Source organism: Zavarzinia sp. CC-PAN008, assembly GCF_051903925.1.
Classification (GTDB): domain Bacteria; phylum Pseudomonadota; class Alphaproteobacteria; order Zavarziniales; family Zavarziniaceae.
Genome location: NZ_CP173678.1, coordinates 259,569 through 282,500 on the forward strand (window position 1 = coordinate 259,569; position 22,932 = coordinate 282,500).

At 69.7% G+C, this 22,932-nt stretch carries 22 protein-coding genes (1 of these 22 cut by a window edge); 9 read left to right on the forward strand and 13 right to left on the reverse strand.

The features are described from left to right. Positions 1-465 precede the first annotated feature (465 nt). A complete protein-coding gene (locus tag ACI6GS_RS01330) occupies positions 466-1,080 on the forward strand; it encodes an O-antigen ligase family protein (RefSeq protein WP_439818002.1) in 615 nt (204 codons plus the stop codon). On the opposite strand, the gene ACI6GS_RS01335 is transcribed toward ACI6GS_RS01330, so the two are convergent. From ACI6GS_RS01335 to ACI6GS_RS01355, 5 genes are all read right to left on the reverse strand, one after another. Beyond that, complete coding sequence (locus ACI6GS_RS01335; protein ID WP_439815975.1) at positions 1,046-2,479, reverse strand: M81 family metallopeptidase; 1,434 nt, start codon at positions 2,477-2,479, stop codon at positions 1,046-1,048. The two genes, ACI6GS_RS01330 and ACI6GS_RS01335, sit on opposite strands and share 35 nt — an antisense overlap. A 29-nt stretch (positions 2,480-2,508) precedes the next feature. Beyond that, positions 2,509-4,656: a CHASE2 domain-containing protein gene (locus ACI6GS_RS01340; protein ID WP_439815976.1), complete on the reverse strand. Its 2,148-nt coding sequence runs from the start codon at positions 4,654-4,656 to the stop codon at positions 2,509-2,511. 26 nt (positions 4,657-4,682) lie between these two features. Then, a complete protein-coding gene (locus ACI6GS_RS01345; protein WP_439815977.1) occupies positions 4,683-5,381 on the reverse strand; it encodes a hypothetical protein in 699 nt (232 codons plus the stop codon). A gap of 40 nt (positions 5,382-5,421) precedes the next feature. Then, positions 5,422-6,069 (reverse strand): hypothetical protein, encoded by a 648-nt coding sequence (locus tag ACI6GS_RS01350; RefSeq protein ID WP_439815978.1) that lies wholly within the window; start codon positions 6,067-6,069, stop codon positions 5,422-5,424. A gap of 67 nt (positions 6,070-6,136) precedes the next feature. Beyond that, on the reverse strand, positions 6,137-7,543 hold the full coding sequence (locus tag ACI6GS_RS01355; protein WP_439815979.1) for a carotenoid oxygenase family protein: 1,407 nt from the start codon (positions 7,541-7,543) through the stop codon (positions 6,137-6,139). A 161-nt stretch (positions 7,544-7,704) separates the two neighbouring features. Here ACI6GS_RS01355 and ACI6GS_RS01360 point away from each other — a divergent pair, with 161 nt between their 5' ends. Further along, positions 7,705-8,334 (forward strand): TetR/AcrR family transcriptional regulator, encoded by a 630-nt coding sequence (locus tag ACI6GS_RS01360; RefSeq protein WP_439815980.1) that lies wholly within the window; start codon positions 7,705-7,707, stop codon positions 8,332-8,334. A gap of 82 nt (positions 8,335-8,416) precedes the next feature. Continuing rightward, complete coding sequence (locus ACI6GS_RS01365; RefSeq protein ID WP_439815981.1) at positions 8,417-8,653, forward strand: hypothetical protein; 237 nt, start codon at positions 8,417-8,419, stop codon at positions 8,651-8,653. Here the strand turns inward: ACI6GS_RS01365 and ACI6GS_RS01370 are convergent. The 3 genes from ACI6GS_RS01370 to ACI6GS_RS01380 are packed head-to-tail and all read right to left on the reverse strand — an operon-like array spanning position 8,646 to position 12,379. After that, positions 8,646-9,920 carry a M20/M25/M40 family metallo-hydrolase gene (locus ACI6GS_RS01370; protein WP_439815982.1) on the reverse strand — a complete coding sequence of 425 codons (1,275 nt, stop codon included), beginning with the start codon at positions 9,918-9,920 and terminating at the stop codon, positions 8,646-8,648. The two genes, ACI6GS_RS01365 and ACI6GS_RS01370, sit on opposite strands and share 8 nt — an antisense overlap. Continuing rightward, positions 9,917-10,846 carry a polysaccharide deacetylase family protein gene (locus tag ACI6GS_RS01375; RefSeq protein ID WP_439815983.1) on the reverse strand — a complete coding sequence of 310 codons (930 nt, stop codon included), beginning with the start codon at positions 10,844-10,846 and terminating at the stop codon, positions 9,917-9,919. Before ACI6GS_RS01375 ends, ACI6GS_RS01370 begins: the two co-directional genes overlap by 4 nt. A 15-nt stretch (positions 10,847-10,861) precedes the next feature. Beyond that, complete coding sequence (locus ACI6GS_RS01380; RefSeq protein WP_439815984.1) at positions 10,862-12,379, reverse strand: 4-hydroxyphenylacetate 3-hydroxylase N-terminal domain-containing protein; 1,518 nt, start codon at positions 12,377-12,379, stop codon at positions 10,862-10,864. Between the two features lie 90 nt (positions 12,380-12,469). Between ACI6GS_RS01380 and ACI6GS_RS01385 the strand changes: the two genes are divergently transcribed. After that, positions 12,470-13,402, forward strand: coding sequence for a LysR family transcriptional regulator (locus tag ACI6GS_RS01385; RefSeq protein ID WP_439815985.1), 933 nt, complete (start codon positions 12,470-12,472; stop codon positions 13,400-13,402). Here the strand turns inward: ACI6GS_RS01385 and ACI6GS_RS01390 are convergent. Continuing rightward, a complete protein-coding gene (locus tag ACI6GS_RS01390; protein WP_439815986.1) occupies positions 13,390-13,947 on the reverse strand; it encodes a TetR family transcriptional regulator in 558 nt (185 codons plus the stop codon). The two genes, ACI6GS_RS01385 and ACI6GS_RS01390, sit on opposite strands and share 13 nt — an antisense overlap. A 90-nt stretch (positions 13,948-14,037) precedes the next feature. Between ACI6GS_RS01390 and ACI6GS_RS01395 the strand changes: the two genes are divergently transcribed. Then, a complete protein-coding gene (locus ACI6GS_RS01395; RefSeq protein WP_439815987.1) occupies positions 14,038-15,567 on the forward strand; it encodes an MFS transporter in 1,530 nt (509 codons plus the stop codon). Between the two features lie 9 nt (positions 15,568-15,576). Here the strand turns inward: ACI6GS_RS01395 and ACI6GS_RS01400 are convergent, their stop codons facing one another. Beyond that, on the reverse strand, positions 15,577-16,647 hold the full coding sequence (locus ACI6GS_RS01400) for a DUF1565 domain-containing protein (protein ID WP_439815988.1): 1,071 nt from the start codon (positions 16,645-16,647) through the stop codon (positions 15,577-15,579). A gap of 270 nt (positions 16,648-16,917) precedes the next feature. On the opposite strand from ACI6GS_RS01400, the gene ACI6GS_RS01405 reads away from it, so the two are divergent. Further along, a complete protein-coding gene (locus ACI6GS_RS01405; protein WP_439815989.1) occupies positions 16,918-18,198 on the forward strand; it encodes an SDR family oxidoreductase in 1,281 nt (426 codons plus the stop codon). 11 nt (positions 18,199-18,209) lie between these two features. Then, the gene (locus ACI6GS_RS01410) at positions 18,210-18,683 is read left to right on the forward strand and encodes a DUF2269 family protein (RefSeq protein WP_439815990.1); all 474 of its coding nucleotides are present in this window, start codon (positions 18,210-18,212) and stop codon (positions 18,681-18,683) included. A 4-nt stretch (positions 18,684-18,687) separates the two neighbouring features. Here the strand turns inward: ACI6GS_RS01410 and ACI6GS_RS01415 are convergent, their stop codons facing one another. Continuing rightward, entirely contained in the window at positions 18,688-19,260 is a 573-nt protein-coding gene (locus ACI6GS_RS01415; RefSeq protein ID WP_439815991.1) for a DUF2239 family protein, read from the reverse strand. A 47-nt stretch (positions 19,261-19,307) separates the two neighbouring features. On the opposite strand from ACI6GS_RS01415, the gene ACI6GS_RS01420 reads away from it, so the two are divergent. Continuing rightward, complete coding sequence (locus ACI6GS_RS01420; protein ID WP_439815992.1) at positions 19,308-19,643, forward strand: GIY-YIG nuclease family protein; 336 nt, start codon at positions 19,308-19,310, stop codon at positions 19,641-19,643. Positions 19,644-19,790: 147 nt separating this feature from the next. Here the strand turns inward: ACI6GS_RS01420 and ACI6GS_RS01425 are convergent, their stop codons facing one another. Beyond that, on the reverse strand, positions 19,791-20,531 hold the full coding sequence (locus ACI6GS_RS01425; protein WP_439815993.1) for a class I SAM-dependent DNA methyltransferase: 741 nt from the start codon (positions 20,529-20,531) through the stop codon (positions 19,791-19,793). A gap of 135 nt (positions 20,532-20,666) precedes the next feature. Here ACI6GS_RS01425 and ACI6GS_RS01430 point away from each other — a divergent pair, with 135 nt between their 5' ends. Then, positions 20,667-22,481 (forward strand): flavin-containing monooxygenase, encoded by a 1,815-nt coding sequence (locus ACI6GS_RS01430; protein ID WP_439815994.1) that lies wholly within the window; start codon positions 20,667-20,669, stop codon positions 22,479-22,481. Between the two features lie 210 nt (positions 22,482-22,691). On the opposite strand, the gene ACI6GS_RS01435 is transcribed toward ACI6GS_RS01430, so the two are convergent. Beyond that, positions 22,692-22,932 carry the final stretch of a M81 family metallopeptidase gene (locus tag ACI6GS_RS01435; protein ID WP_439815995.1) on the reverse strand. The gene runs 1,271 nt beyond the window's last position, so only the last 241 of its 1,512 coding nucleotides appear in the window; the start codon falls outside the window, past its right edge; its stop codon occupies positions 22,692-22,694.

Here is a 22,932-nt window from a genome sequence, read left to right on the forward strand (position 1 = left end):
GGCTTGGGCGCCTGGCTGGTCCTGGACCGCAGCCTGCTGCCGCGCACCCTGGCCACGCTGCTGATCCTGCTGCCACTGGCGACGCTCAAGGTGGGGGAGTTGCGGATCCTGGCCCGCCAGCCGCTGCTGTGGGCGGTGGCGGCGCTGCTGGGCTGGCTGTGCCTGAGCCTGGCCTGGTCACCGCATGTGCGTGCCGCGACCGTCCTGCCCCGCCTGGAATACGGCGCCAGCACGCTGGGCCTGGTGGCGGTCCTGGGCCTGCTGGGCCTCCGCCGGCGGGATGGCATGGCGACGCTGTTCCTGGCCCTGGCACCGGCTGCGGCCGGCGTCGCGCTGGCCTCCGCCCTGCTGTGGCCGGGGGGGCGGCTGCACTATCTTGGCGGCGGCACCAGCCCGTCGGTCGGCGGCGCGGTGCAAGCCGCCATCCTGGTCGGCGCACTGGCGCTGGCCCGGCCGCGGGGCCTGATGCGCCCCCTGCTGTGGGCCAGCCTGGCGGCGATCTTCGCCGGCCTGGTCCTGGGCCAGGGACGCGGGCCGGTCCTGGCAGTGCTGGCCGGCGTGCTGGTCCTGCTGGCAGTGCAGCGCCGGTGGCGCATGCTGGCCGGCGCCGCTGCACTTGCCCTGGCAGGTGCCGCAGCACTTGCGCTGCTGGCGCCGGAGGTGCTGTTCCGTGCCTCGGCCGACATCCGCCTGGACATCTGGCAGGCCTATGGTGCGCTGATTGCCGAACGGCCCTGGACTGGCCATGGCGTGGGCGACCTGACCCGCGTGGTGGTGCCGGCGGCCTTTGCCGGACTGGGGGCCTATGGCCCGCACAGCCTGTTCGTGGGCGTCGCCTTCCATGGCGGGCTGGTCGGCCTGGGCCTGTTCGGGACGCTGCTGGGCGTCGCGGCCTGGACCGCCTGGCGCCGGCATCCCCCTGCGCTGGCCCTGGTCGCCTTTGTAGTGGTCAATGGCGCCGTCGACTTCGGCCGCATGGTCGAGCCGCTGGGGCCTGCCTGGTTCGTGCTGTGGCTGCCGCTTGGCGCCGTGCTGGGCGTCGCCCTCAGCGCACCAGGCGCTCGGCCGGCACATGCCTGAAGGGCAGGCGGCCCAGGTCGGCGGCGGCGGGCCCCGGCGTGTCCGCCTCCAGGATCGCGGACAGCAGCGGCGCACAGGCCGCGCGGAAATGGTTCTTGGCCTTCACGCACAACAGGCCGGGGCTGCCCAGCGGAATGCCGTGCAGGGCAAAGAACGCGGGATCGTTGGCCACGACCACGTCCATCGTGACGATCACCTGCACGCCGCCGACCGCGATCACCGCCGATGGGCCAGCCGCCACCGCCAGGCCGCATTCCATTGGCCCCGTATTGACGTAGTGGCCGTCGGTCAGGGCGACCACCTGGCCCGCGATCGCAAGGACCGGCCCGCCGAAAGGATCGCCGGTGCTGCCGACCTGCCCCGCCACGCTGCCGCCCACGCCCACCGCCTGGGCCGCGCGCACCAGGTCGGGGGCGGTCAGGAACGCGAACCAGCAGGGTCCCACTGGCGCCCGCGCCAGCAGGGCCGCCAGCAGGTGCGTCCCCGTACCGTCGCCGCCCGACAGCGGATTGTCGGCCGGCTCCAGCACCGCGACGGCGCCCGGCAGCGCGAGCGCCCGGTCTAGGGCCGCGGCAGCGTCGGGCAGCCGCACGGCGAAGTCCTGACGGGCATCGTGCATCCGGCTTGCGACCTGCCGGGCGGCGCGGACCGCAGCGGCTGCGCTGGACGCGACGGCTGCGACGCTGGCGCCGGCCTGGGGCACGTCGCCATAGGCAAAGCCGCCAAAGGGCGTCACGTCGCGCACCGGGTCGGTCGCGATCGCATCGGCCAGGCGCTGTATGCCCACCATCGGACCGGTGTCGGTGCGCATTGCGAAGCTGGGCAGGACGGCCCCCACGGGAACGATCCGGCTGACCAGGGGCGCACCGGAACAGACCTCGTCGAGCAGGCCCAGCGCGCGCAGCGCGGTCTCTGCCATGTCGACATGGGGATAGGTCCGATAGCCCACGATGACCTGGGCCAGGTCACCCAGCGCGGGATCCAGGTTGGCATGCAGGTCGAAACTGAGGGCCAGAGGCGTCGCCGGCGCCGCCGCACGCACCCGTCGGACCAGCCGCAGTTCCGGCGCCAGCCATCCGGTGCCGACCAGCGCGCCATGCAGCGACAGATAGATGCCGTCCGGCTTCATGGTCTCGACGTCGCGGACGATCTCGTCGCTGATCGCCGCCAGCAGGTCGTCGTCGACGGGCGGTCCCGGCATGGCGGCGCAGACGCGGGAGAATTCGGCCCGCCAGGCGGAATGCCCCTCCAGGAACGCGACCACGCCCCCCATCTCGGTCGCCGTGCCGGCATACAGCGGTACGCAGGCGCCGCCCCGCTGCCATTCACGGCGCTGGAACGCGGCGAGGCCCGTGACGCCGGGGGCGAAGGAATTGCCCTCGTGCCACAAACGCGCCACCAGGAGCGTCTTCTGCGCAGGGCCGCCACTCATTTGGTGCGGCGGACATAGACACCGTCCCAGCCCGCCTCGGGCGGATTGGCCAGGTAGTCGGCGGCGCGGGCCGCCATGCGGATCGCCGGCTCGACCTCGGTCCCCTCCCAGCGGCATTCCGCGGCCTGCAGCCAGGTCGCCTGGGCCAACGCGAACTCGCCGCGGCGATAGGCCTTCAGCGCCGCGCGGTAGAGCTCGACATAGCGCTCGGCGCCCGCGCCCAGCATCGCGAAGCGGCCGAGCACGTGATAGACGGCAACCGGCGTCTGCCGCCCCTTCACGATGATCGAATCCAGCTCGCAGACCAGGAAGCGGTTGCCGATGTCGCGGCGCGTCGACTCACCGATGACGATGGTGCAGCCATAGTCCCCCGGCAGCCCCTCCAGCCGGGCAGCGGTGTTCACCGTGTCGCCGATGCAGGTGTAGTTCTTGCGGTTCTCGGCCCCGACCAGGCCCACCATGGCCGGGCCCGAATTGATGCCGATCTTGACGCGGAAGCCGATCTCGCCGCGAGCCTCGGACGCATGGCGGGCGTCGGCGACAAGGCCGCGCGCCCGAATCGCGCATTCGACGGCATTGGCCGCATGTTCCTTGTCGACCAGGGGCGCGCCCCACATCGCCATCACGGCGTCACCGATGAACTTGTCGACATTGCCATGCGTCTGGTCGACGGCGCCCGCGATCATGCCCAGGTAGCGGTTGCCCAGCGCCACAAGCTCGGGCGGCGACATGAATTCCGAGGCGGAGGTGAAGCCCGACAGGTCGGCGAACATCACCGACACGTCGCGGATCACGCCATCCAGCTCCGGCGTCTCGCTCTCCGACAGCTGGTTGACCAGGACGGCTGGCACGAAATGGCCAAAGGCGTTCTGGATGCGGCGACGGCGGCGTTCCTCGATCACGTAGCGGCTGACATAGGCCAGGACGATCGACAGGATCATGGCGACCATCGTGGCGCCGGGCGCCAGCCAGACCTCCCGCGCCAGCAGGAGGAGGATCGTCGCCGCCAGCCCGCCGCTGAGCGCGAGGAGGGAGGCGGTCGCCGTCAGCGGGTTGAACTTCAGCGAGAGGAACGCGATCAGCGCCGCCAGCACCGCCGCTCCCACGGCCGCGAACAGCGGCGACACCATCGTGGTGACGCGATCGGTCAGAACCGCCTCGATCGCCGCGGCATGCAGGTGGACGCCGGGCACGGTGGGCGAGCCGGGGCTGGACGCGCCCAGGGGCTGCAGCTGGCAGGTCCCATCGTCCGCCACTTCCGGCACCTCGGGCGGATCGGCCATGAAGCGGCTGGGGCTGCGCTTGCGATCCTCGTCCGGCAGGTTGGTTCCGACCAGGACGATGCGCCCCTGCAGCGCCTGCCGCAGCCGGGCAGGATCGCGCTGGCTGCAGCGGATCACGTCAATCATGGAATAGGTGGGGATCGCCTCCAGATGCTGGCGCGGCCGGACCAGCACGACCGGCGGCATGGTCCGCCCGGCCTTTGACAGCAGGACGGACGAGATCGTCGGCTCATAGGCCGGGCCCTGGTCGGTGATGACCTCCCGCGTGGAGGGGATATGGCGGAACACGCCGTCGTCGTCGGGGGCATATTCCAGGTTGCCGACCGACCCCTCCTCCGGCAGCCAGGCCAGGAAGAAGAGGTTGACCTTGATGCGGGCAGTGTCGCCCAGGACGACCTGCTCGCCCCGCGCGTCCAGCGTGTCGCGGAATTTCAGGAAGTACTTGCTGAAGTCCTGGGTGACATAGCTGAAGATCAGGTCGAAGCCGATCGCCGTGGCCCCGGCTTCCAGCGTCGCGTCGATGACGTCGGCATAGCCGTCGCCCATCAGGACGCGCGGCTGGTCCTTCAGCTCTGGCGCATCCAGGCTCTTCTGGTCCATGGCGATCACGGCAACGGGGCCATAGGTCCGGTCCGCCTCCGCCGACAGGTGCGACACCGCCGCGGCCGTCAGGTCATAGGCGATGCCGTCAAAAGGTCCCCGGTTCGCCGAGAGATAGACGCCGAAAAAGGCCAGCACCGCGGCCAGCACCACGAAGATCTCGCGATAGGAGCGCCGCAGGACCTGCATCGCGCGGCTCTTGCGACTGCGGACGCGCACCGCCTCGGGCGGGCCCCCCGCCGCACTTCCCGTGACCGTCACCGCAGCCCCCCGGCCATGCGCCTGCCTCAGCGGACCAGAACGGCGGTCGGTTCACCCTGGCGGGCGTCGACCTTGAACACCTGCCGGATACGCCACTGGGGACCGTCGGCCCCCTGGAAGATCACGATCACGCTGGCACCTGGAACCAGGGGCCGCAAGCCGCGCGGCCAGACGAATTGGCGGGGGTTGAGTTCGAGCAGGACGACCAGCCCGTCGTCCGTCTCCAGGCTGACCTCGGTCACCCGGTCCGCTCCCGGCCCGGTCACCATGACGCTGGGGTTGAGGCCCAGGACCTGGTCGGCCTGATTGGGGATGCGGCGCAGCAGCATGCCGCTGGGCACCGCCGGGGGCGCTGCCATCATGACGCCGCCCGCCCCCTCCGCCCGGGCATCGGCCGGGCGCGCTGCCTCGGCCGGGCAGCGCGTGCGGAACGCGGCGACCTCGCCCGTGGCGTCGAAGCGCTCGGGCATGACGTCGATGACCCCGCCGACCAGCGTGACCACCTGGCATGAGGCGAAATGGGCCAGGGTCACCCGCGTCGTGCGTTGCAGCGTGATACGGCCGGCGACCAGATCCTGCGCCGGCTGCAGTGCCGGCTCGCTGGGTCCTTCGACCGCCAGGATCATGCCCAGCGGGTCGCCGGGGCGAACCTCCGCCCGGCCAGGCACGGCAAGGGCCATGCCCGCCAGGGCCAGGATCGTCGCCCGCAGGGCCAGCCGCGTCATCGGACCTGGGGCGCGTTCGCAGCCTTGCGCGGGTGCTGGACTATTGGGCGTAGACCAGGCCCGCGGGATCGGCGCTGTCGTTCGAATCAGCCGTACGGAACTTCTGCGAGATCGTCTTGCCGTCGGACGTCGACAGGACCAGCTCGTATTCCTGCTCGGCATTCAGCGCGGGCTGGGCCGCGGGCCAGGCGATCCGGGCACCGGACACCGGCAGCGTCGCGACCGTCTGGTTGCCCTGCTTCACGGTGGCCTGGGTGATGCTCATCGCCTTGGCGCCGGCGATCATGATCGACGGGCGCACGGCGAACACCGCCACCTGGGCGAAGTTGCGATAGACGACGCCCCCGGCGCTCGATTCGCCGGCTGCCGCGACCTGGACCTGGGCCGGGCAGCGCTTGCGCTCGCGCTCGATCTCGCCACCCGAGATCATGTAGCGCTTCTCCTGCAAGCGGACGGTGCCGCCGACCACCGTCACCATCTTGCAGCTGTCGAGATGGACGAAGGTCAGGCGGGTCTGATCGGTCAGTTCGATCGTCTGGTCGCCCTGGAGTTCCTGGGCGGCCGACACGGCTGGCGTGGTCGGCCCCTGGACATCAAGGACGATGGCAGCGGTCTTGGCCCAAGCCGCCGCCGGCCCCATGGCCAGCGCCGCCGCAACCCCGACACCTGCACACATGCGCGCAAACATGGACTTCGCCTCTTTCCGGTAACGGTGGAACACTACCCCAACGACCCGCCCGTCACCATGATAGGCGTCACACGGCGCTACGCCAATTGCCGTGAAAGCCGAAAGGCACGCGCGCGGGCAGTTCGGCCACCGCGACGGGTCCGGCGGCCACGTCGGTCGCATCCAGGACGAGCAGGTCGCTGCGATGCTCCGCACCGCGATAGACGGTGGCCAGCAGCCAGCCGTCGCCTTCCGCCGCACTGGCCGACCGCGGCACGAACACGGGCTCCCCCGGGACGTCACCCGCAGGCAGGCGATAGACCGACTGCCGTCCCGTCTTCAGGTCGACATGGGCCAGCGAATCAAAGCTGCCCGCGGTTTCCGTGCGGCCATTGGTGGCGGTTGCCATGTACCCGTGGCGATAGGCGCGGCCGGTCAGGCGCTCGTCCAGGCGCGGGAACTCGCCGGCCAGGTCGCTCAGGACTTCTTCCGTATAGGTGTCGCTGTTGCCGGCCAGGTCGAAGGTCCAGCGGACCAGGCGCCCTTCGATAGGGCTGCGCGTCATGCTGCCGTCGGCGTTGGGGAACAGCGGCACGCGGTCATAGCGGACCATGTCGCACATCACCTTCGAGCCCTCGGTGAAGGCGTTCATCGGGTGGTAGACATAGGCGGCCGGGCCCGTGAACCAGCGCATGTCCGCGACCGAGCCGTGGCGGGGCATGATGCCGATATGGCTCCCCTTCTCCGGCTCCCAGGCCAGGGCCGGCAGACCCTTCATCGCCCGCTCGATCGAGGCGGTGCAGGGGAAGATCGGGAAGATGACATGCTCTGCCGTCACCACGAAGTCATGCACCATGCTGGCGAACGGCGCCTCGAACCGCTCTGCATGGGTGATGCGGCCAGCGGCGTCGGCGATGTGGAAGCTCATCTCGGGCGAGGAGAAGCCCCCCACCTGATAGCCGAAGAACAGCATCTCGCCGGTCACGCCGTCGATCTTGGGATGGGCGGTCACGGGTCCGCTGACCTTGCCGTCGAAATCCCAGGGGCCGACCGTGTCCAGGCTGTCCCACCCCATCTCGACCGGCAGGTTGCCCTCTTCCAGGGCCAGCAGCCGTCCGCCGTGGTAGAGGACGTTGGTGTTGGCCACGTTCATCTTCGTGCCCTGCGCCACGGGATCCGTGCCCATCGGGTTGAAGCCGTCGTAGAGCGCGCGGCCATGCTGACGCTCAAGCTCGAACTTGCCGGTGCGGACCCAGCGGTTGCGGTAGTCGACGCGCCCATCCTCGATGTGGAAGGCATGGACCATGCCGTCGCCGACGAACCAGTGGTGATCCCCCTTCGGGGCGAATTGCGGGTTGGGCCCTATGCGATACAGGCTGCCGGCCAGGTCGCGCGGCATCTCGCCATGGATCACCAGGTCAGGCGCGTCCGATTCCTGGCGCAGCGGCGCGAAATTGCCCGACAGGTAGGGATGCTTGGGGAACGGCTTGGCCATCGACGCTGATCCTCCCGGTGCGGCCCGCGTGGCGCGGGTCCTGCGATGATGCTGCACGCGCGGTGCCCGGCGGCGTCCCCTATGGTCCGGGGACCATGGAGTGGACAAACCCGGGAGCGCCCGTCATGTTGACGGCGCCCACACTGGCAGAAATGTAGGCGATGTCAACATCGAATCAGGACGATCACAGGACCCGAGCGCCCTATCATCATGGCGCCCTGCGCGAGGCCCTGATCGAGGCGGCGGAGGCACTGCTGGAGGAAGGGGGGCCCAAGGCGGTCTCGCTGCGCGAGGTGGCGCGTCGCGTCGGCGTCTCGCACAACGCGCCCTATCGGCATTTCGCCGACCGCGAGACCCTCCTGGCCGAGGTCGCGGCGCGCGGCTTCCGCGCCATGACCCGGCGCCTGGCCGAGGCCGAAGCGACGGCCCCGCCGGGACGCGCGCTCCATGCCCGGCCCCAGGCCTATCTGCGCTTCGCCCAGGAAAAGCGGGGCGTCTACCTCCTGATGTTCGGCAGCGAGATCGACAAGACCGCCTACCAGGGCCTGGCCGAAGCGGCGAGCGAATCGTTCCAGCAATTGCTGAACGGCGTGTTGCGCGAGGGCGCGCCGGCACCGGGCCTGGTGGAGGCGCTGAACACCTGGGCCTATGTCCACGGCCTGGCGCACTTGGTCCTGGACGGCCAGTTGAAGGGCTTCCCCGTCGATCTCGACAGCCTGGTCCAGGCCGGCAGCGACGTGTTTCGGGCCGGCCTGAGCCAGAAGGCGCACACAGGGACGCCGCCTAGGTAGATTCCACGGGGTGACGGTGCAGCGGCGGTATCGTATCCAGTCAATACGAAACGCCCGTTTGTATCAGGTCGGGAGAAACCCGTTGCTCACCTTCGTCGAACTCACGATCGCCCCCGGTCAGGAATTCGCCTTTGCCGGCCAGGCCGGCACGATGCGGCTGCAATCGACCCATGACGGCCGCACCCGCGCCAACTGGTGGTACGCCAAGGACGTGGCCAAGGTGGCGGAGGTGATGCGGGCCGAAAACCCGGGCATGGAAATCTCCGTCATCATCGACGCGCCGGCACCCGCGTCCGAGGGGTACCTCGCCCTCAGCTGAGATAGTCCAGCGCAGCCAGGGCGTGGCTGCGCACGACGTGGAGGAATTCCGCGATCGTTACGTTCTCGTCCCGCTTGCCCATCAGGGTCGGCGGCGGACCATAGACGAAGGCCGGAACACCCGCGCCACGCCAAAGCTGCATGTCGGTGGCGCCCAGGCCCACCGCAGGGACCGGGGTCGCCTGCTGCAGGCCACGCGCAGCCTCGGCAATGGCCCGGCCCAGGGGATGGGCGGGGTTGGACCAGTTGGCGTCGCTGAAACCGAACTCCTCGTACGTCGCTTCCGGGTAGTTGGCCATGATCGCGTCGATGGCGGCGCGGATGCGCTCCCGGCCCACGCCGATGGGCAGGCGGATGTCCACCTCGAACACGCAGGTCGACGGCACCATGTTGACCTTCACCCCAGCCTTCACCGTTCCCACGGTCACGGTGATCCGCCGCATGACGGTGGCGGCACCTTCGCCCATCGTCGCCTCGACGATCGGTACCGCCTGCTCCAGGACGTCGGCAACCTCGGGCGGCGCGGGCGTGTCCAGGTCGGCCAGGCGGTCGAGGTCGAGCATCAGCCGGGCCCCGATGCGCGAGGCGCTGGCCGACAGGTGGGGATAGGCGCCGTGCGCGCCCGGCGTGCACACGGTGAAGCGCAGCCACATCCGTCCGCGTTCGCCAAAACGCAGGATGCCGGCGCCCGACGGCTCTCCCGACAGGCAGGCGTCGCCATAGAGGTCGGGGCGCACCTTGAGCATGTAGCGCGCGCCATAGGGGCCGAACGTCTCCTCGTCGGAAACGACGGTAAGGCTCAGGCGGCCCTTCAGGTGCTGGCGCAGCCGGTGCAGGTAGATATAGGTGAAGATCGACGCGGTCGTGCCGCACTTCATGTCGACGGCACCCCGGCCCCAGATGCGGCCGTCCGCGATGGCGCCGCTCCAGGGACCGTGTGTCCAGGGTGTGGCTCCGTCCTCCACCGGGAACACGTCGATATGGCCGTTGAGGACCAGGTGCGAGCCGGGGGTGGCACCGTCGAAGCTGGCGGCCAGGTTCGGCATGTCGTCGCGCGCATTGATCCAGTCGAAGCCAAGGTCCTCCGCCTCCAGCGCCTGGGCGACGACGGCCGCCGCCGCGACCGTGTCGCCGGGCGGGTTGTCGCTGCGCGCCTGGAGGAAGCGGGAGAAGAAGCCGATCAGCCGGTCGCGATCCTGCTCGATCCAGCCCAGCACGGACTCGCGTACGCTGTCCGCGGCGCGCCGGGGCGCGGGGGTCCCGTTCATGTGCGCGCCCCTGCGGCGGTGACGCCGGGGCCTTCGAACAGCTCGGGAATGGGGCCGGTATAGTAGGGCATGCGGTCCACGCGCGGGCTCCAGGTGCCCGCCGCCTGGAGGCTGCGGACATGGGCGGCGATCTCCTCCATCGTCGCGAACCAGACGCCGCCCTTGTCCTGCATGTGGCGGATCAGCCTGGCCGTCGCCTGCGCCCGCGATGGACGGCCCGACAGGAAGGGGTGCCAGACGGCGATCCACATGCCGCCTTCCTCCCACGCGGCGTCGAACTCGTCGCGATAGACCTCGAACGCCGCGGTGACGGAGCGAACCTGCATCACATAGTTGAAGTCGCGCCCGTACATGAAGTGGGGCCAGTCATCCAGCGTCGCGTGCGTCGCCAGCGCCACCAGCGAGCCGGCCTCGCTCTCCAGGACATAGGGCACGTCGTCGCCCATCAGCGACGCGTCATAGGTCATGCCGCCGGCGATCATCAGGTCCAGCGTGCGGTCCGAAAAGCGATAGGACGGCGCGCGATAGCCGCGGGGCTTCTGGCCCGTGTACTTCACGATGACATCCGTGGCGCGCTGGAACCAATAGGCCTCCTGCTCGGCATTCATCTCGGACGGCAGCTCGTGCAGGTAGCCGTGGTGCGCCACCTCGTGCCCGTCCTTCAGCATGGCTTCGACCGCCTCCGGATAGCGCTCGATCGACCAGCCGGGGACGAAGAAGGTCTGCCGGATGCCGGCCTCCTTCAGCACTTTCAGGATGCGGGGCATGCCCACCTGTGGGCCGTAGCGCAGCATGGACAGGCTGGCCACGCGGCTGTGCGCCGTCGCGTGATGCGCCAGGTGCAGGATGCTGTCGGCATCCATGTCATAGGTGAAGGCGACGGCGCAGCGCGCCCCGTTGGGCCAGGGGACGGAGGTTGGAAACATCGCGTCAGCCCTCCCCTACACGATGCCGGCGCGGGCACGCACGGCGGCCAGGCCTTCGCTGCGGTCATAGGAGCGGTAGAGCTCCTCCTTCAGCGCTGCGGCGGGCGTCGCGTTCACGTTCTCGAACAGCGCCACCCGCATCGCGGCGGAGGACGAGGTCATGTCCCAGACCAGGTTGAACAGCCGGTTCTTGTCCCGCGCGTGCAGCTTGTGGCCCGGCAGGTACTCGTCTAGCAGCGGTCCCAGGTCCGCGCGCTCCCAGGTCGCGCGCGGCACGCGGCTGATCAGCCCCTGGCCCGACAGTTCGCGCAGGGTCTGCATGATCCGCGGCAGCTGCTCGATCGACAGCAGGCGGCCCGCCGTCACATAGGTATGGTGCGGGAGCATCACGCCGCTGTCGGTGAAGCTGCCCTTCTCCATGGCCAGCGTCATCAGCCCGCGCAGCTGCACCGCATAGGCGATCACGTCCGCCACCATGGCCCGCACCGCCGGCACCTGGTCGGTGCCGAGCGCATCCACGATCAGCTGGGCGGCGGCCGCGAACAGCTCCGCGCGATAGGACAGGCGCGTGCCGATCTTCCAGAAGGCGAACTGCCCCAGCGTCGTATAGATCTGCGGCGTCATCCGGTTGCGATAGCTGAAGACATAGTCCCACGGCACGAACACGTCGTCGAACAGCAGCAGCCCGTCCGCCTCCTCCCCGCCTGAGCCCAGGGGGCTGTCCTCGCTATCCTCGGTGCCGGAGAGGTGCGATCCGCGCAGCAGCAGGCGCAGGCCAGGCGCGCCGGCCGGGATCGCCGTCCAGATCGCGCATTCGTCGGGCATGGTGGGGTTGGGCGGCGGCATCGAGATCGAGCCGATATTGCCCTGCGCCAGCACCGAATTGGCGGCCTTGGCCCCGCGCAGGACGATGCCGCCGCGGCGCTCCTCGACCACGCGCAGGCGACCGGGCTGTTCGGGCATCGGGCGCCTGCGGTCGGTCTGCACGTCGATGATGACGTCGGCGCTGATCAGGTTGTGGGCGCGGCCCACCTGCAGGAACCGCTCGATCTTGGGCAGGGCGTCCGGCTCGTGCTGGCGGACGAGGTGGTTCCAGGCGACGAATGACACCGCCTTGACCGGACCATAGTCGGGCGGCCGCCCGAACATGCCAAAGGTGCGAAAGGTCGACGCCCTGATCATCCGGTCATAGGCGCGCAGGTCCTCCACGCTGCGCGGCACCAGCCAGGCGGTGGAGTAGCGCATGCCCGTGGCCGGATCGACGGTCGTCAGGTCGTCCGCCAAGGCCGGGTCGTGCTGCGCGTCCATGTACCCGGCGATCGTGTCGATGCCGCGGGCCAGCGTGGGTTCCGCGGTCACATCGGTGACGTCGCGCCCGTCGATGATGACGTGGCGCCCGTCCTTCAGGCTTTCGCGATACTGCGCGCCCGTGCGCAGGCCCGTGCCGGCACCCACCAGCGCGGCATCGCCCGGCACCAGGTAGTCGGGCGCCGGGTCGCGTGGTGCCTCGGATGTCTGGATGGCTGCGTTCATGACCTGCGTCCCCGTTGCGAGGGAGAAGGATTGCAGGGCCGCAGGATCAGCAGAAATATTATGATCCAATCAGCTGGATCAGGTTTCTTGATGAATGTCTCCCTCCGGGTCCTGCGCTATTTCGTGGCGGCGGCGGCGCACGGCAACCTGACCGCGGCCGCCGCGGCGCTCAACGTGTCTCAGCCGTCGATCTCGATGGCGATCGCGGAGCTTGAGGGGACGGTTGGGGCTGCCCTGTTCCTGCGCCGCCATGCCCGCGGCGTGGTCCTGACGCCGCAGGGGCGGGAGGTCGAGCGCCGGGCGCGCGAACTGCTGGCGCGGGTGGAGGATTTCTCAACCTCGATCAACGGATTGGGCACGGCGCTGCGCGGCCCCTTGCAGGTGGGCGTGCTCAGCTACCTGGTGCCGCGCTATGTCGCCGGCCTGGTCGCCGCCTTTGCCCAGGCGCAGCCCGAAATCGACGTGACCCTGCACGAGGGCGATCACCACGACCTGCTGGCCCGCATGCAGGCAGGCCAGGTGGAAGCGCTGATCTCCTATGACGTGCTGGTGCCGCCGGCCTTCACGGCGGAGGTCCTGCTGGACCTGCCGCCCTATGTCCTGGTCGCGGCCGATCATCCGCTTGCCGGCCGCAGCGCGATCGCCCTGGGCGAGATCGTGGACGAGCCCTGCGTGATGCTGGACCTGCCGGTCAGCCGCGACTACTACGCGACCTTGTTCGGGGCGGCCGCCCTGCGCCCCCGGGTCGCCCACCGCACCAATTCCGTGGAAGCGGTGCGCAGCCTCGTCGCCAATGGCCTGGGCTACACCATCCTGAACCACACGGCGCGCAGCGACCGCGCGCTGGACGGCCGCCGGGTGCAGGCGATCGCCCTGACCGACCGCCTGCCGGTGGCGCACGTCGTCTCGGTCCGGTTGGCGGGAACCGAGCCGCGCGCCGCCGTCGCTGCCTTCCTGGATGCCGCCCGTCGCCACTTCCGCCAGGAAGCGCAAGGGGCAGCGCCACCCCGTCAGCCTTCCTGACGGTCGCCCAATGCGCGCAATGCCTTGAGGTCGCGAAAGATGTCCTGCCAGTCCTGGGGACTGATCGTCATCAGGCCAAAGAAGCGCAGCATGAAAACCCCCTCCGTCGCCAGGACGGCGATCCGCGCCATGCGCCCGGCGGCGGTGCCCAGGTCCAGGCCCGCCATGCGGCGCGCGTACCAGGCCCTGGCCAGGTTCTGGTGTTCCGGGCTTTGCATCAGGGCGGCCAGCACGGCCGCCGCCTTGGCATTGGCGTCGTAGTCCTCCTGCATGGATGCCTGGACGTGGGCCCAGGCCTCGTCCAGCGGATCGGCATCGGGCCCGGCGATCTGCGCCACCACCGCGTCGAAGCTGTGGTACCAGCGACTGAACATCGCCTCGATCATGGCTTCCTTGGAGCGGAAGCTGTACTGCACGCCCCCCTTGGTCACGCCGGCCTGCCGGGCCACGGCCTCGATCGTCAGGCCGGCCGCCCCGTCACGCAGGACCACATCCTCGGCCGCGTCCAACAGCCGTTCGGGATCGATCGTCCGGGGCCTGGCCATCAGCCCGCCCGACCTTGAATTGTTTCCAATAAATACGTATGTATTGAAACACGGGCGCCCGTCCTGGTGCCGGTCCCAAGGTGCATTGTCATGCCTGCGTCGTCGTCCCTCTCAAGGCCCCGGGTGGGCCGCTGGCTGATCCTGGCCATCGTGTCGAGCGCCCTGCTGCTGATCGTGATCGACATGACGGTGCTCTATACCGCGCTGCCGCGCCTGACCCACGATCTTGGGGCATCGCCGTCCGAAAAGCTCTGGATCATGAACGCCTATGCGCTGGTCGTCGCCGGCCTGCTGCCCGGTGCCGGCACGCTGGGCGATCGCCTGGGGCCAAAGCGGCTGTTCCTGGCGGGCCTGGTCGTGTTCGGCGCCGCCTCGCTCGTGGCGGCGTTCGCCCCAAGCCCCGGCGTGCTGATCGGTGCCCGGGCGCTGCTTGCCGTGGGGGCCGCGATGATGATGCCGGCCACCCTGTCGATCCTGCGTCACACGTTCGAGGACGAGCGCGAGCGTGCCCTGGCGATCGGGATCTGGGCGTCGGTCGCGTCCGGCGGGGCGGCGTTCGGACCCGTGGTCGGCGGCATCCTGCTGGAGCATTTCTGGTGGGGCAGCGTCTTCCTGATCAACCTGCCGATCGTCCTTGTGGCGCTGCTCCTGGGCTGGCGCCTGATCCCGCGGCGCCCGGGACAGCCGGACCGCCCGTGGGACCTGGTCGCGTCGGTGCAGATCATGGTGGCGCTGATCGCGCTGGCCTATGCGATCAAGGAAACGGCCCGCCGCGTGCCGTCCTACGAGGCGGCGGCTATTGCCGGCGCCGTCGGGGCGGTCGCGTTGGCGCTGTTCGTGCGGCGGCAGCGGCGCAGCCCCGCGCCGCTGATCGACTTCGCGCTGTTCCGGTTGCGGCGGTTCTCGGCAGGCGTGGGCGGGGCCCTGGTCGCGTCCATCGTGCTGGTCGGGGTGGAGCTGGCGGTCAGCCAACGGCTGCAGCTGGTGGCGGGGCTCAGCCCGCTTCAGGCCGGGCTTGCGATCCTTCCCATCCCGCTGGCCGCCTTCCTGACCGGCCCGTTAAGCGGACTGGCGGTCCATCGCGTGGGCGCGGAAAGGGTGCTGTGGGGCGCCCTGGTCATCGCCGCCGTGGGCCTGGCGCTGGCAGCGGTCGGCCTGGCCGGCGATGGCGCATTGCGCCTGGCGGGGTTCACCCTGCTGGGCCTGGGCGTCGGCGGCGCGATGACGGCCGCATCGAGCGCGATCATGCTGAACGCACCGCCGGAGCGGGCGGGCATGGCGGCCTCGATCGAGGAAGTGTCGTTCGAGCTGGGTGCCGCCATCGGCATCGCCGTGCTGGGCAGCCTGATGTCGGCCGTCTATACCGCGCGCCTGGCCCTGCCCGACGCCCTGGGCGTCGACCAGGGCGTGCGCGACGGCATTGACGAGGCCCTGCTCGCCGCCCAGGGCCTGGAGCCCCAGGCCGCCCAGGTCCTGACCCGGCTGGCCCAGGGCGCCTTCGACCAGGGCGTGCTGGCGGTCCTGGTGGCGGGCGTCGTCCTGTTGCTGGCGGCCGCCGGGGCCGTCGCGCTGGGCGCGCGGGGGGCGCCGGTGCCGGGCCTTGCCGTGGCCCGGCATTGACGCCGCCCCTCAGCGACAGGCGAGCGTGGGGTCCAGGGCGTTCATCGCGCCGCCGCTCACCTTGGCCCCGCTTGAGATGGTATTGCCGCAGACCGCCTGCGGCCCGCGGGTGATGCGGAACGAGCCGCCGGCATTGTCGAGCAGGACATTGTCCCGCGCGGTGTTGTTGATGCCGTCCGTCGCCGCGTCGCCGCCGAAGCGGATGCCGGCGCCGCTATTGTTGAAGGAGACATTCTCCTCGAACAGGTTGCCGGACCCGCGCGAGTCGAAGCCCGCGGAATCCACGTCCAGCTGCATCATGCAGACGTTCCGACGCACCGTGTTGGCGGTCGAGCCTTCCTTGATGTCGACGCATTCGTTGCCCCAGGTGTCGATGATGTTGAAGGCCACCAGGTTCTTGGCCGAGACGTCGACGTCTGCGGTGGGGTTCTTGCCGTCGGCGCGCTGCTCGGGCGCCGTGCCGATATAGATCGCCTCGCCGTTCTTGCCCCCGGCGCCATAGACGAAATCATAGATCCCGCAGCGGGAGATGCGGTTGTAGGCGACCTTGGCATAGCGAACCAGGTAGCGCAGGCGCACGCACTCCCCGCCTGCGTTCTCCAGCCACATGTTGGTGATGCCGAGCCGCTCCACGCCGGCCTTGGGCGTCGCGGACAGGACATAGATCAGCTTGTCGCGGAAGCTGGCCTGGCTGGCGGTCGGGCGGTTCCACCAGCCGTCGATGGTGAAGCCGTTCAGGGTGATCCAGCTGTGCTTGATCTCCACGATACGGGCCTTGCCGGCGCCAACCACGACGGCGGCACGGGTGCCGTTGATGGTGATCGGCGCGCCCGAACGGCCGGGCCGGACGGTCACCACGTCCTGGACGTAGCGGCCGGGTGCCAGTTGGACCACGTCGCCCGGCTGCGCCAGGTTCAGCCCCGCCTGGATCGTGGCCAGCGGAGCCGCAGCCGTTCCCGCGGCACCGTCGCGGCCACCGGGCGCCACCCAGATCTCCCGCGCCTGAACGGCAGCCGGCCCGCCCACAAGGGCCAGCCCGGCAAGGAAGGCGGCCGCCAGCGCCGCCATGCGATGAACCATCGTCGTCGTCCCGCATCTGGCCCGGTCCTGGACCCTGGTCCGGACGGGCAGTCTTCATCCGTCCGAAGGTCTAGCGGTCGAAGCTTGATGAGACATTAATCCCGCAAAATGAGATTTTGATAATTTTAGATGATTTGATCGCGACTTCTGTTTCGCATCTGCGAGATGATGTGACGACGCACGGCTTTCCTGTAACGCGCGGCACTGCCCCCGCCTGCCGGGTCATCCTAGTCTTGCCCGGCTTGGCCGCGGCCATGGTCGGAGGAAGACTTGCATATCCTTGTCCTGGGGGCGGGCGGCTTCATCGGGCGCCATGTCGTTGCCGACCTGCTGGCCCATGGCCACCAGGTGACGGCCGTCGTGCGCAGGGCCGATGGCCTGGCTGGGATCTGGCCGGGGGTACGCCTGCTGCCGCTCGACCTGGCCCGGGCAATCGCGGCCGCGGACTGGACGCCCCATCTGGGCGGGATCGACGCGATCGTGAATGCCGCGGGCCTGTTGCGGGGCCCGGCAATGCCGGCGATCCACGTCGCAATGCCCCGGGCGCTCTACGCGGCGGCGCGGACGGTTGGCATCGCCCGCGTCGTACTGCTGTCCGCGATCAGCGCGCGGGCCGATGTTGCGACCGCCTATGCCCGCACCAAGCTGGAGGGCGAGGCCGAATTGCGCCAGTCGGGGCTGGACTGGACAATCCTGCGGCCATCGCTGGTCTATGGCGACGGCTCCTATGGCGGCACCTCGCTGCTGCGCGGCCTGGCGGCGCTGCCCGTGGCCGTGCCGGTGCCAGGGCGGGGCGACTTTCCCTTCACGCCGATCCACGTGGCCGATCTCGCCCGATGCGTGCGGCTGGCGCTGACCGCGCCGCACCTCGTTCGGTGCACGCTGGAGCCGGTGGGACCAGAGACAATGAGCCTGCGCGACCTGCTGGGCCGCTATCGCGCCTGGCTGGGGTTTGGCGACCTGCGCATCCTGCCCCTTCCGCTGGCCGTGCTGCGCGCCATTGGCGCCGTGGGTGAGCGGCTGGGCGCGGGGCCGGTAGCTAGCACCACGCTGGAGCAGATGCGCGCCGGGAATGCTGGGAATCCGACAGCCTTTGCCCAGGCGATCGGCTTCACGCCGCGCGCCTTGGACCAGGCGCTGCGCGATCGGCCGGCCCAGGTACAGGACCGCTGGCACGCACGCCTGTTCTTCCTGGCCCCGGCGCTGAAAGCGGTGCTGGTGCTGATGTGGCTGGCGTCCGCCTGGCTGGGCCTGACACAGGGGCAGGCCGCGACGGTGGAGCTGGTGACGGCTCTTGGCCTGCCGCTGGGCCTTGTCGCCCCGCTGCAGTTGGGCAGCAGCGCGCTGGACATCGTGATCGCAGGCCTGCTGCTGCTTGATCGGACTGGCCGCTGGTCGACGCCAGCACAGGTCATCGTCGTGGTCGGCTACACCGCCGTGATCGGCTGGGCCCTGCCCGGCCTGTGGCTGGATCCGCTGGGGGCGCTGATGAAGAACCTGCCGATCCTGGTGGCGATCCTGGTGCACGGCGCCATCGCCGACCGGCGCTGAGGCCGGCCGTCGTGGACCTCTATCTGCTCGTCAAATGGGCCCATGTGCTCAGCAGCACGATCCTGTTCGGCTTTGGCGCAGGCACTGCGTGGTACATGTGGAATGCCCATCTGGGCCGCGATCCCCGCACCATCGCCAGCGTCGGCCGCATGGTCGTGCGCGCCGACTGGATCTTCACGGGCACCAGCGGCGTGGTGCAGCCCGCAAGCGGCCTGGCACTGGTGCACATGGCCGGCTGGTCCCTGACCGAGTCGTGGCTGGTCGCGACCTATGCTCTCTACGCCGTTGCGTTCGCCTGCTGGGTTCCCGTGGTCTGGCTCCAGATCCGCGCCCAGCACCTGGCCCAGGCGGCCGTCGACGGCGGAGCACCACTTGGCCCCGCCTATGACCGGACAATGCGCCTGTGGTTCGTCCTGGGCTGGCCAGCCTTCCTGGCCCTGCTGGCCGTGTTCTGGTTGATGCTGGCCAAGCCGATCCTGTGGTAGGCGCTCAGTCCTCCGGCGCCAGGCGCAACACATGCGCCCGGATGTCGGCCGGCCACGCCCCGACGAGGCGACACAGGCCCGCCCGGTCGCCGGCATAGAGAGCGCGGGCGGCCTCCTCGAACCCGTCACGGTTGCCGGCCATGGCCGACATGAAGCGCCATGCGGCATCACGCCGTTGCCGGGTCGCAAGCGCATCGGCGTCCCGGCTTCGGGCCTCGTCCACCAGGCGGCGCAGCGCAACCGAAGCGCCACCGGCTTGCGCCGCAAGCCAGTCCCAGTGGCGCGGCAGCAGCGTCACCTCCCGGCCGATCACGCCCAGCTTCGGCCGTCCGCGGCCACGCGGCCCCTCGGCCGGCGGCGCCAGGCGTGCGGCGACCTCTGCCGCGGTGCCGCGCAGGTCGAAGTCGAGTTCCCGCCCCGTGGCATCGTCAAAGACCAGCACGCCCTGGTGCAGTCCCGCCGCCTTCAGCGCCAGGGCCACCTCCACCCGCGTGCCGGAGGCGACAAGGCGGTCGCCCAGAAAGGCGGTGCAGCGGACGTCGTCCGATATTTCACCCGGATGAATTTCTTGACTCATTATTGCCCGTATAATATTCGACGGGCGCCTTGTCGAGGAACCCGATCATGTCGTCCCAGGTCCGCCGCGCCGCCATTGCCGCCTACAAGGAGCGCAAGACCGTGCCCGGCATCTATGCCGTGCGCTGCGCCGCGACGGGCGAGGCCTGGGTGGGCTCGTGCCCGGACGTGGACAAGATCCAGAACCGCACCTGGTTCGGATTGAAGGCGGGCAGCTTCCCGATCCCCAGCCTGATGCAGGCGTGGAAGACGCATGGGGAGGCGGCCTTCACGCTGGAGATCGTGGAACAGGTGAAACCGGCCGAGTCCGCCTACCTGACCGACCGCCTGCTCAAGGACCGCGCCGACCACTGGCGCGGCACGCTTCTGGCCAAGCCGATCTGAGGGCAGGCGGCGAGGCTGCGCCCGATGCTTCGAGACGGGCCTGCGGCCCGCCTCAGCATGACACCGTTGTTTTCATTTAGTTCTCCTGACGTGCGTCATCCTGAGGAGGCGGCTTAGCCGCCGTCTCGAAGGATGCGTCCCCGGCGGTTACGCCAGCCCGCCCCAGGGGATGATCTCGGGCGCGTCGGGCGTCCAGGGGCTTCCCTGCCAGTCGCCCCACCAGGTCTCGACGCCCAGGCCGGCTTCGGCGATCAGCGCGGCGATTTCCTCGCGGGGCGGGAAGGCGATGGCGGCGTCCGTCACCTGGGGTTCTGCGCCGCCTACCTGGTAGAAGGTGCGATAGGTGACGATGCCGGTCGCGTCGTCACAGGCGACGTCGTTCCAGGACGTGACACGGCCCAGATCGTCGTGATGGAACAGGCTGCGCGTCTGCTCCGGCGTCCAGGCGCGCCAGGCCTCGCGCAGGGGGTTGCGGCTGTCGAAGATGAAGCGCCCGCCCTCGCCCAGGTGGCGGGCGATCGTGCGCAGCACCGCCAGCCGGTCCGCGGGCGTCAGGAACACCTGGAAGGCATGGCCCGTCATCACGACCAGGTCGAAGCGCTCGCCCCCCAGGTCCAGCGCCCGGGCATCGCCCTCGACCCAGGTCACGCGGTCGCCGCCGGCGCGGCCGCGCGCGATGTCCAGCATCGCAGCGGCCGGGTCGACGCCCACGACGCGGGGCGCGCACTCGGCCAGGGCCGTCGCCAGCAGGCCGGTGCCGCAGCCCAGGTCGAGGATCGAGGTGAGGCCCGCACCAAGGGCCACGCAGGCGGCCGTGTCGGCCGCCCAGCCGTTCTCGGCATCGTAGAAGCGGGCAAATGCGGGATCGTTGTAGAGCGCTTCGGACATGGCGATTGCTTAGCACAGGGGCGGCCGCGCCGCGTGCGACGGCGGTGCATTTGACCGCGACCTACCGGGCGGTATAAAAACCGCAGTCATGGAAGGCGGCCGGGTTCAGGCCGCACGCGCGGGATGGAGAGATGCATGCCTGACGGACAGTCCGCCGCCGCGGCCCCGATCGATACCGAAGCGCTCCGCGAGAAGTACCGGATCGAGCGCGACCGTCGTCTGCGCGCCGACGGCAACGCCCAGTATGTCGAGACGACGGGCCAGTTCGCCCATTACCTGGACGACCCCTATGCCGACCGCAGCTTCAGCCGCGGGCCGGTCCAGGCGACGACACGCGTGCTGATCATCGGTGGCGGCTTCGGCGGCCTGTTGACCGCGGCGCGGCTGGTCGAGGCGGGGGTCAACGACTTCCTGATCGTCGAACGGGCGGGCGAGTTCGGCGGCACCTGGTACTGGAACCGCTATCCGGGTGCGGCGTGCGACACCGAGAGTTACATCTACATGCCGCTGCTGGAGGAGACGGGCTACGTCCCCAGCGCGAAATATGCCAAGGCACCGGAGTTGCTGGAGCATTGCCAGCGCATCGGCCGGCACTACGACCTCTATCGCCGGTCCTACCTCCAGACCACCACGACCGAGGTGCGCTGGGACGAGGCGTCGAGCCAGTGGGTGGTGACCACCGACCGCGGCGACACGTTCCGCGCGCAGTTCGTCGTGGTGGCGGGCGGCACGGCGCTGGGCCTGCCCAAGCTGCCGGGCGTGCCGGGGATCGAGGACTACAAGGGCCACAGCTTCCACACCAGCCGCTGGGACTACGCGTACACAGGCGGCGATTCGCGCGGCAACCTGACGAAGCTGGCGGACAAGCGGGTGGGAATCATCGGCACCGGTGCCACCGCGATCCAGGCGGTGCCGCACCTGGGCAAGTGGGCCAAGGAACTGTACGTGTTCCAGCGGACACCTTCCTCCGTCGACGTGCGGGCCGACCGGCCGACCGATCCGGAATGGGCGAAGTCGCTGAAGCCCGGCTGGCAGCGCGAGCGCATCGACAACTTCACCGCGGTGATCTCGGGCGCTGATTTCGACGTCGACCTGGTCAGCGATGGCTGGACGGACCTGATCGGCAACATCCTGCTGGCGGCGCGGCGCAAGGCCCAGGCGGGCGAGCCGGTCGAGGATGCGGAGAAGCTGGTCCAGCTGGCCGACTACCAGAAGATGGAGCAGGTCCGCGCCCGCGTGGACCAGATCGTGAAGGACAAGGCGACGGCCGAGGCGCTGAAGCCCTGGTACAACCAGTTCTGCAAGCGCCCCTGCTTCCACGACGACTATCTGCCGACCTTCAACCGGCCCAGCGTCCACCTGGTCGATACGGGTGGCAAGGGCATCGACCGCATCACGGAGAAGGGCGTCGTCGTCGCGGGCAAGGAGTACGAGGTCGACTGCCTGATCTATGCGACCGGGTTCGAGGTGGGCACCGACTACCTGCGCAGCACGGGGTTCGAGGTGCTGGGCCGCGGCGGGCGCAGCCTGACCGACAAGTGGCACAACGGGGCCGAGACGCTGCACTCCATGTTCAGCCGCGGCTTCCCCAACCTCTTCGTGCTGTCGTCCCTGCAGTCGGGCCAGAGCGCGAACTTCCAGCACATGCTGGACGTCAAGGCGCGTCACCTGGCCTGGATCGTGGCAGAGGCGGACAAGCGCGGCATCGCCACGATGGAGCCCACGGCCGAGGCCGAGCAGGACTGGGTGGACAAGATCGTGAAGCTGGCGATCGGCCGCCGTCCGTACCTGGAGGAATGCACCCCCGGCTACTACAACAACGAAGGCGGCGAGCTGGACATGCGGGTGGCCAAGAACAACCAGTACTGGCGCGGCCCCGTCCAGTTCGTGAAACTGCTCGACCGCTGGCGCGCCGACGGCACGCTGCCCGGCATGGACGTCACGTACTGAGGGAAGGGCGGCGCCGGCGCTGCAGATGCTTCGAGACGCGTCGCGTTCGGCGCCGCTCCTCAGCATGACGCTGTCGTTTTTGCTGCAGGATTCCCAACGGCCGTCATCCTGAGGAGCCCCGGAGGGGCGTCTCGAAGGATGGTGGTGCACAGGCTGCCGCCGGGTGCAGCGCAAATACGCGTAGCACCCGGCGCCGAGAACCGCCGGGAACTACACCCCCTCCTCCGGCTCGTTGCGGCCCAGCTGCATGTCGGGGTCGAAGGGATAGAGCGGCCGGCGAATGTTGCGGTACTGGAACAGCGCCAGGTCGGACGCCGTGCAGCCGTCGCCGTCACACATCACGATGTGCTTCGCGATTGGCTCGAAACCGGCGCGGAAGTGCTGACGTGACTTGATCAGCACATAGCGTTTGGCGCGCGGGTCAATGCCGCAATGGGTGAAGACCCCCAGG

Coding starts and splice junctions, on each gene's coding strand:
- ACI6GS_RS01330 (WP_439818002.1), top strand. CDS start 466: ATGCGCCCCCTGCTGTGGGCCAGCCTGGCGGCGATCTTCGCCGGCCTG.
- ACI6GS_RS01420 (WP_439815992.1), top strand. CDS start 19,308: ATGTCGTCCCAGGTCCGCCGCGCCGCCATTGCCGCCTACAAGGAGCGC.
- ACI6GS_RS01375 (WP_439815983.1), bottom strand. CDS start 10,846: ATGTTTCCAACCTCCGTCCCCTGGCCCAACGGGGCGCGCTGCGCCGTC.
- ACI6GS_RS01360 (WP_439815980.1), top strand. CDS start 7,705: ATGTCAACATCGAATCAGGACGATCACAGGACCCGAGCGCCCTATCAT.
- ACI6GS_RS01430 (WP_439815994.1), top strand. CDS start 20,667: ATGCCTGACGGACAGTCCGCCGCCGCGGCCCCGATCGATACCGAAGCG.
- ACI6GS_RS01415 (WP_439815991.1), bottom strand. CDS start 19,260: ATGAGTCAAGAAATTCATCCGGGTGAAATATCGGACGACGTCCGCTGC.
- ACI6GS_RS01380 (WP_439815984.1), bottom strand. CDS start 12,379: ATGAACGCAGCCATCCAGACATCCGAGGCACCACGCGACCCGGCGCCC.
- ACI6GS_RS01370 (WP_439815982.1), bottom strand. CDS start 9,920: ATGAACGGGACCCCCGCGCCCCGGCGCGCCGCGGACAGCGTACGCGAG.
- ACI6GS_RS01400 (WP_439815988.1), bottom strand. CDS start 16,647: ATGGTTCATCGCATGGCGGCGCTGGCGGCCGCCTTCCTTGCCGGGCTG.
- ACI6GS_RS01345 (WP_439815977.1), bottom strand. CDS start 5,381: ATGACGCGGCTGGCCCTGCGGGCGACGATCCTGGCCCTGGCGGGCATG.
- ACI6GS_RS01395 (WP_439815987.1), top strand. CDS start 14,038: ATGCCTGCGTCGTCGTCCCTCTCAAGGCCCCGGGTGGGCCGCTGGCTG.
- ACI6GS_RS01425 (WP_439815993.1), bottom strand. CDS start 20,531: ATGTCCGAAGCGCTCTACAACGATCCCGCATTTGCCCGCTTCTACGAT.
- ACI6GS_RS01355 (WP_439815979.1), bottom strand. CDS start 7,543: ATGGCCAAGCCGTTCCCCAAGCATCCCTACCTGTCGGGCAATTTCGCG.
- ACI6GS_RS01350 (WP_439815978.1), bottom strand. CDS start 6,069: ATGTTTGCGCGCATGTGTGCAGGTGTCGGGGTTGCGGCGGCGCTGGCC.
- ACI6GS_RS01390 (WP_439815986.1), bottom strand. CDS start 13,947: ATGGCCAGGCCCCGGACGATCGATCCCGAACGGCTGTTGGACGCGGCC.
- ACI6GS_RS01385 (WP_439815985.1), top strand. CDS start 12,470: ATGAATGTCTCCCTCCGGGTCCTGCGCTATTTCGTGGCGGCGGCGGCG.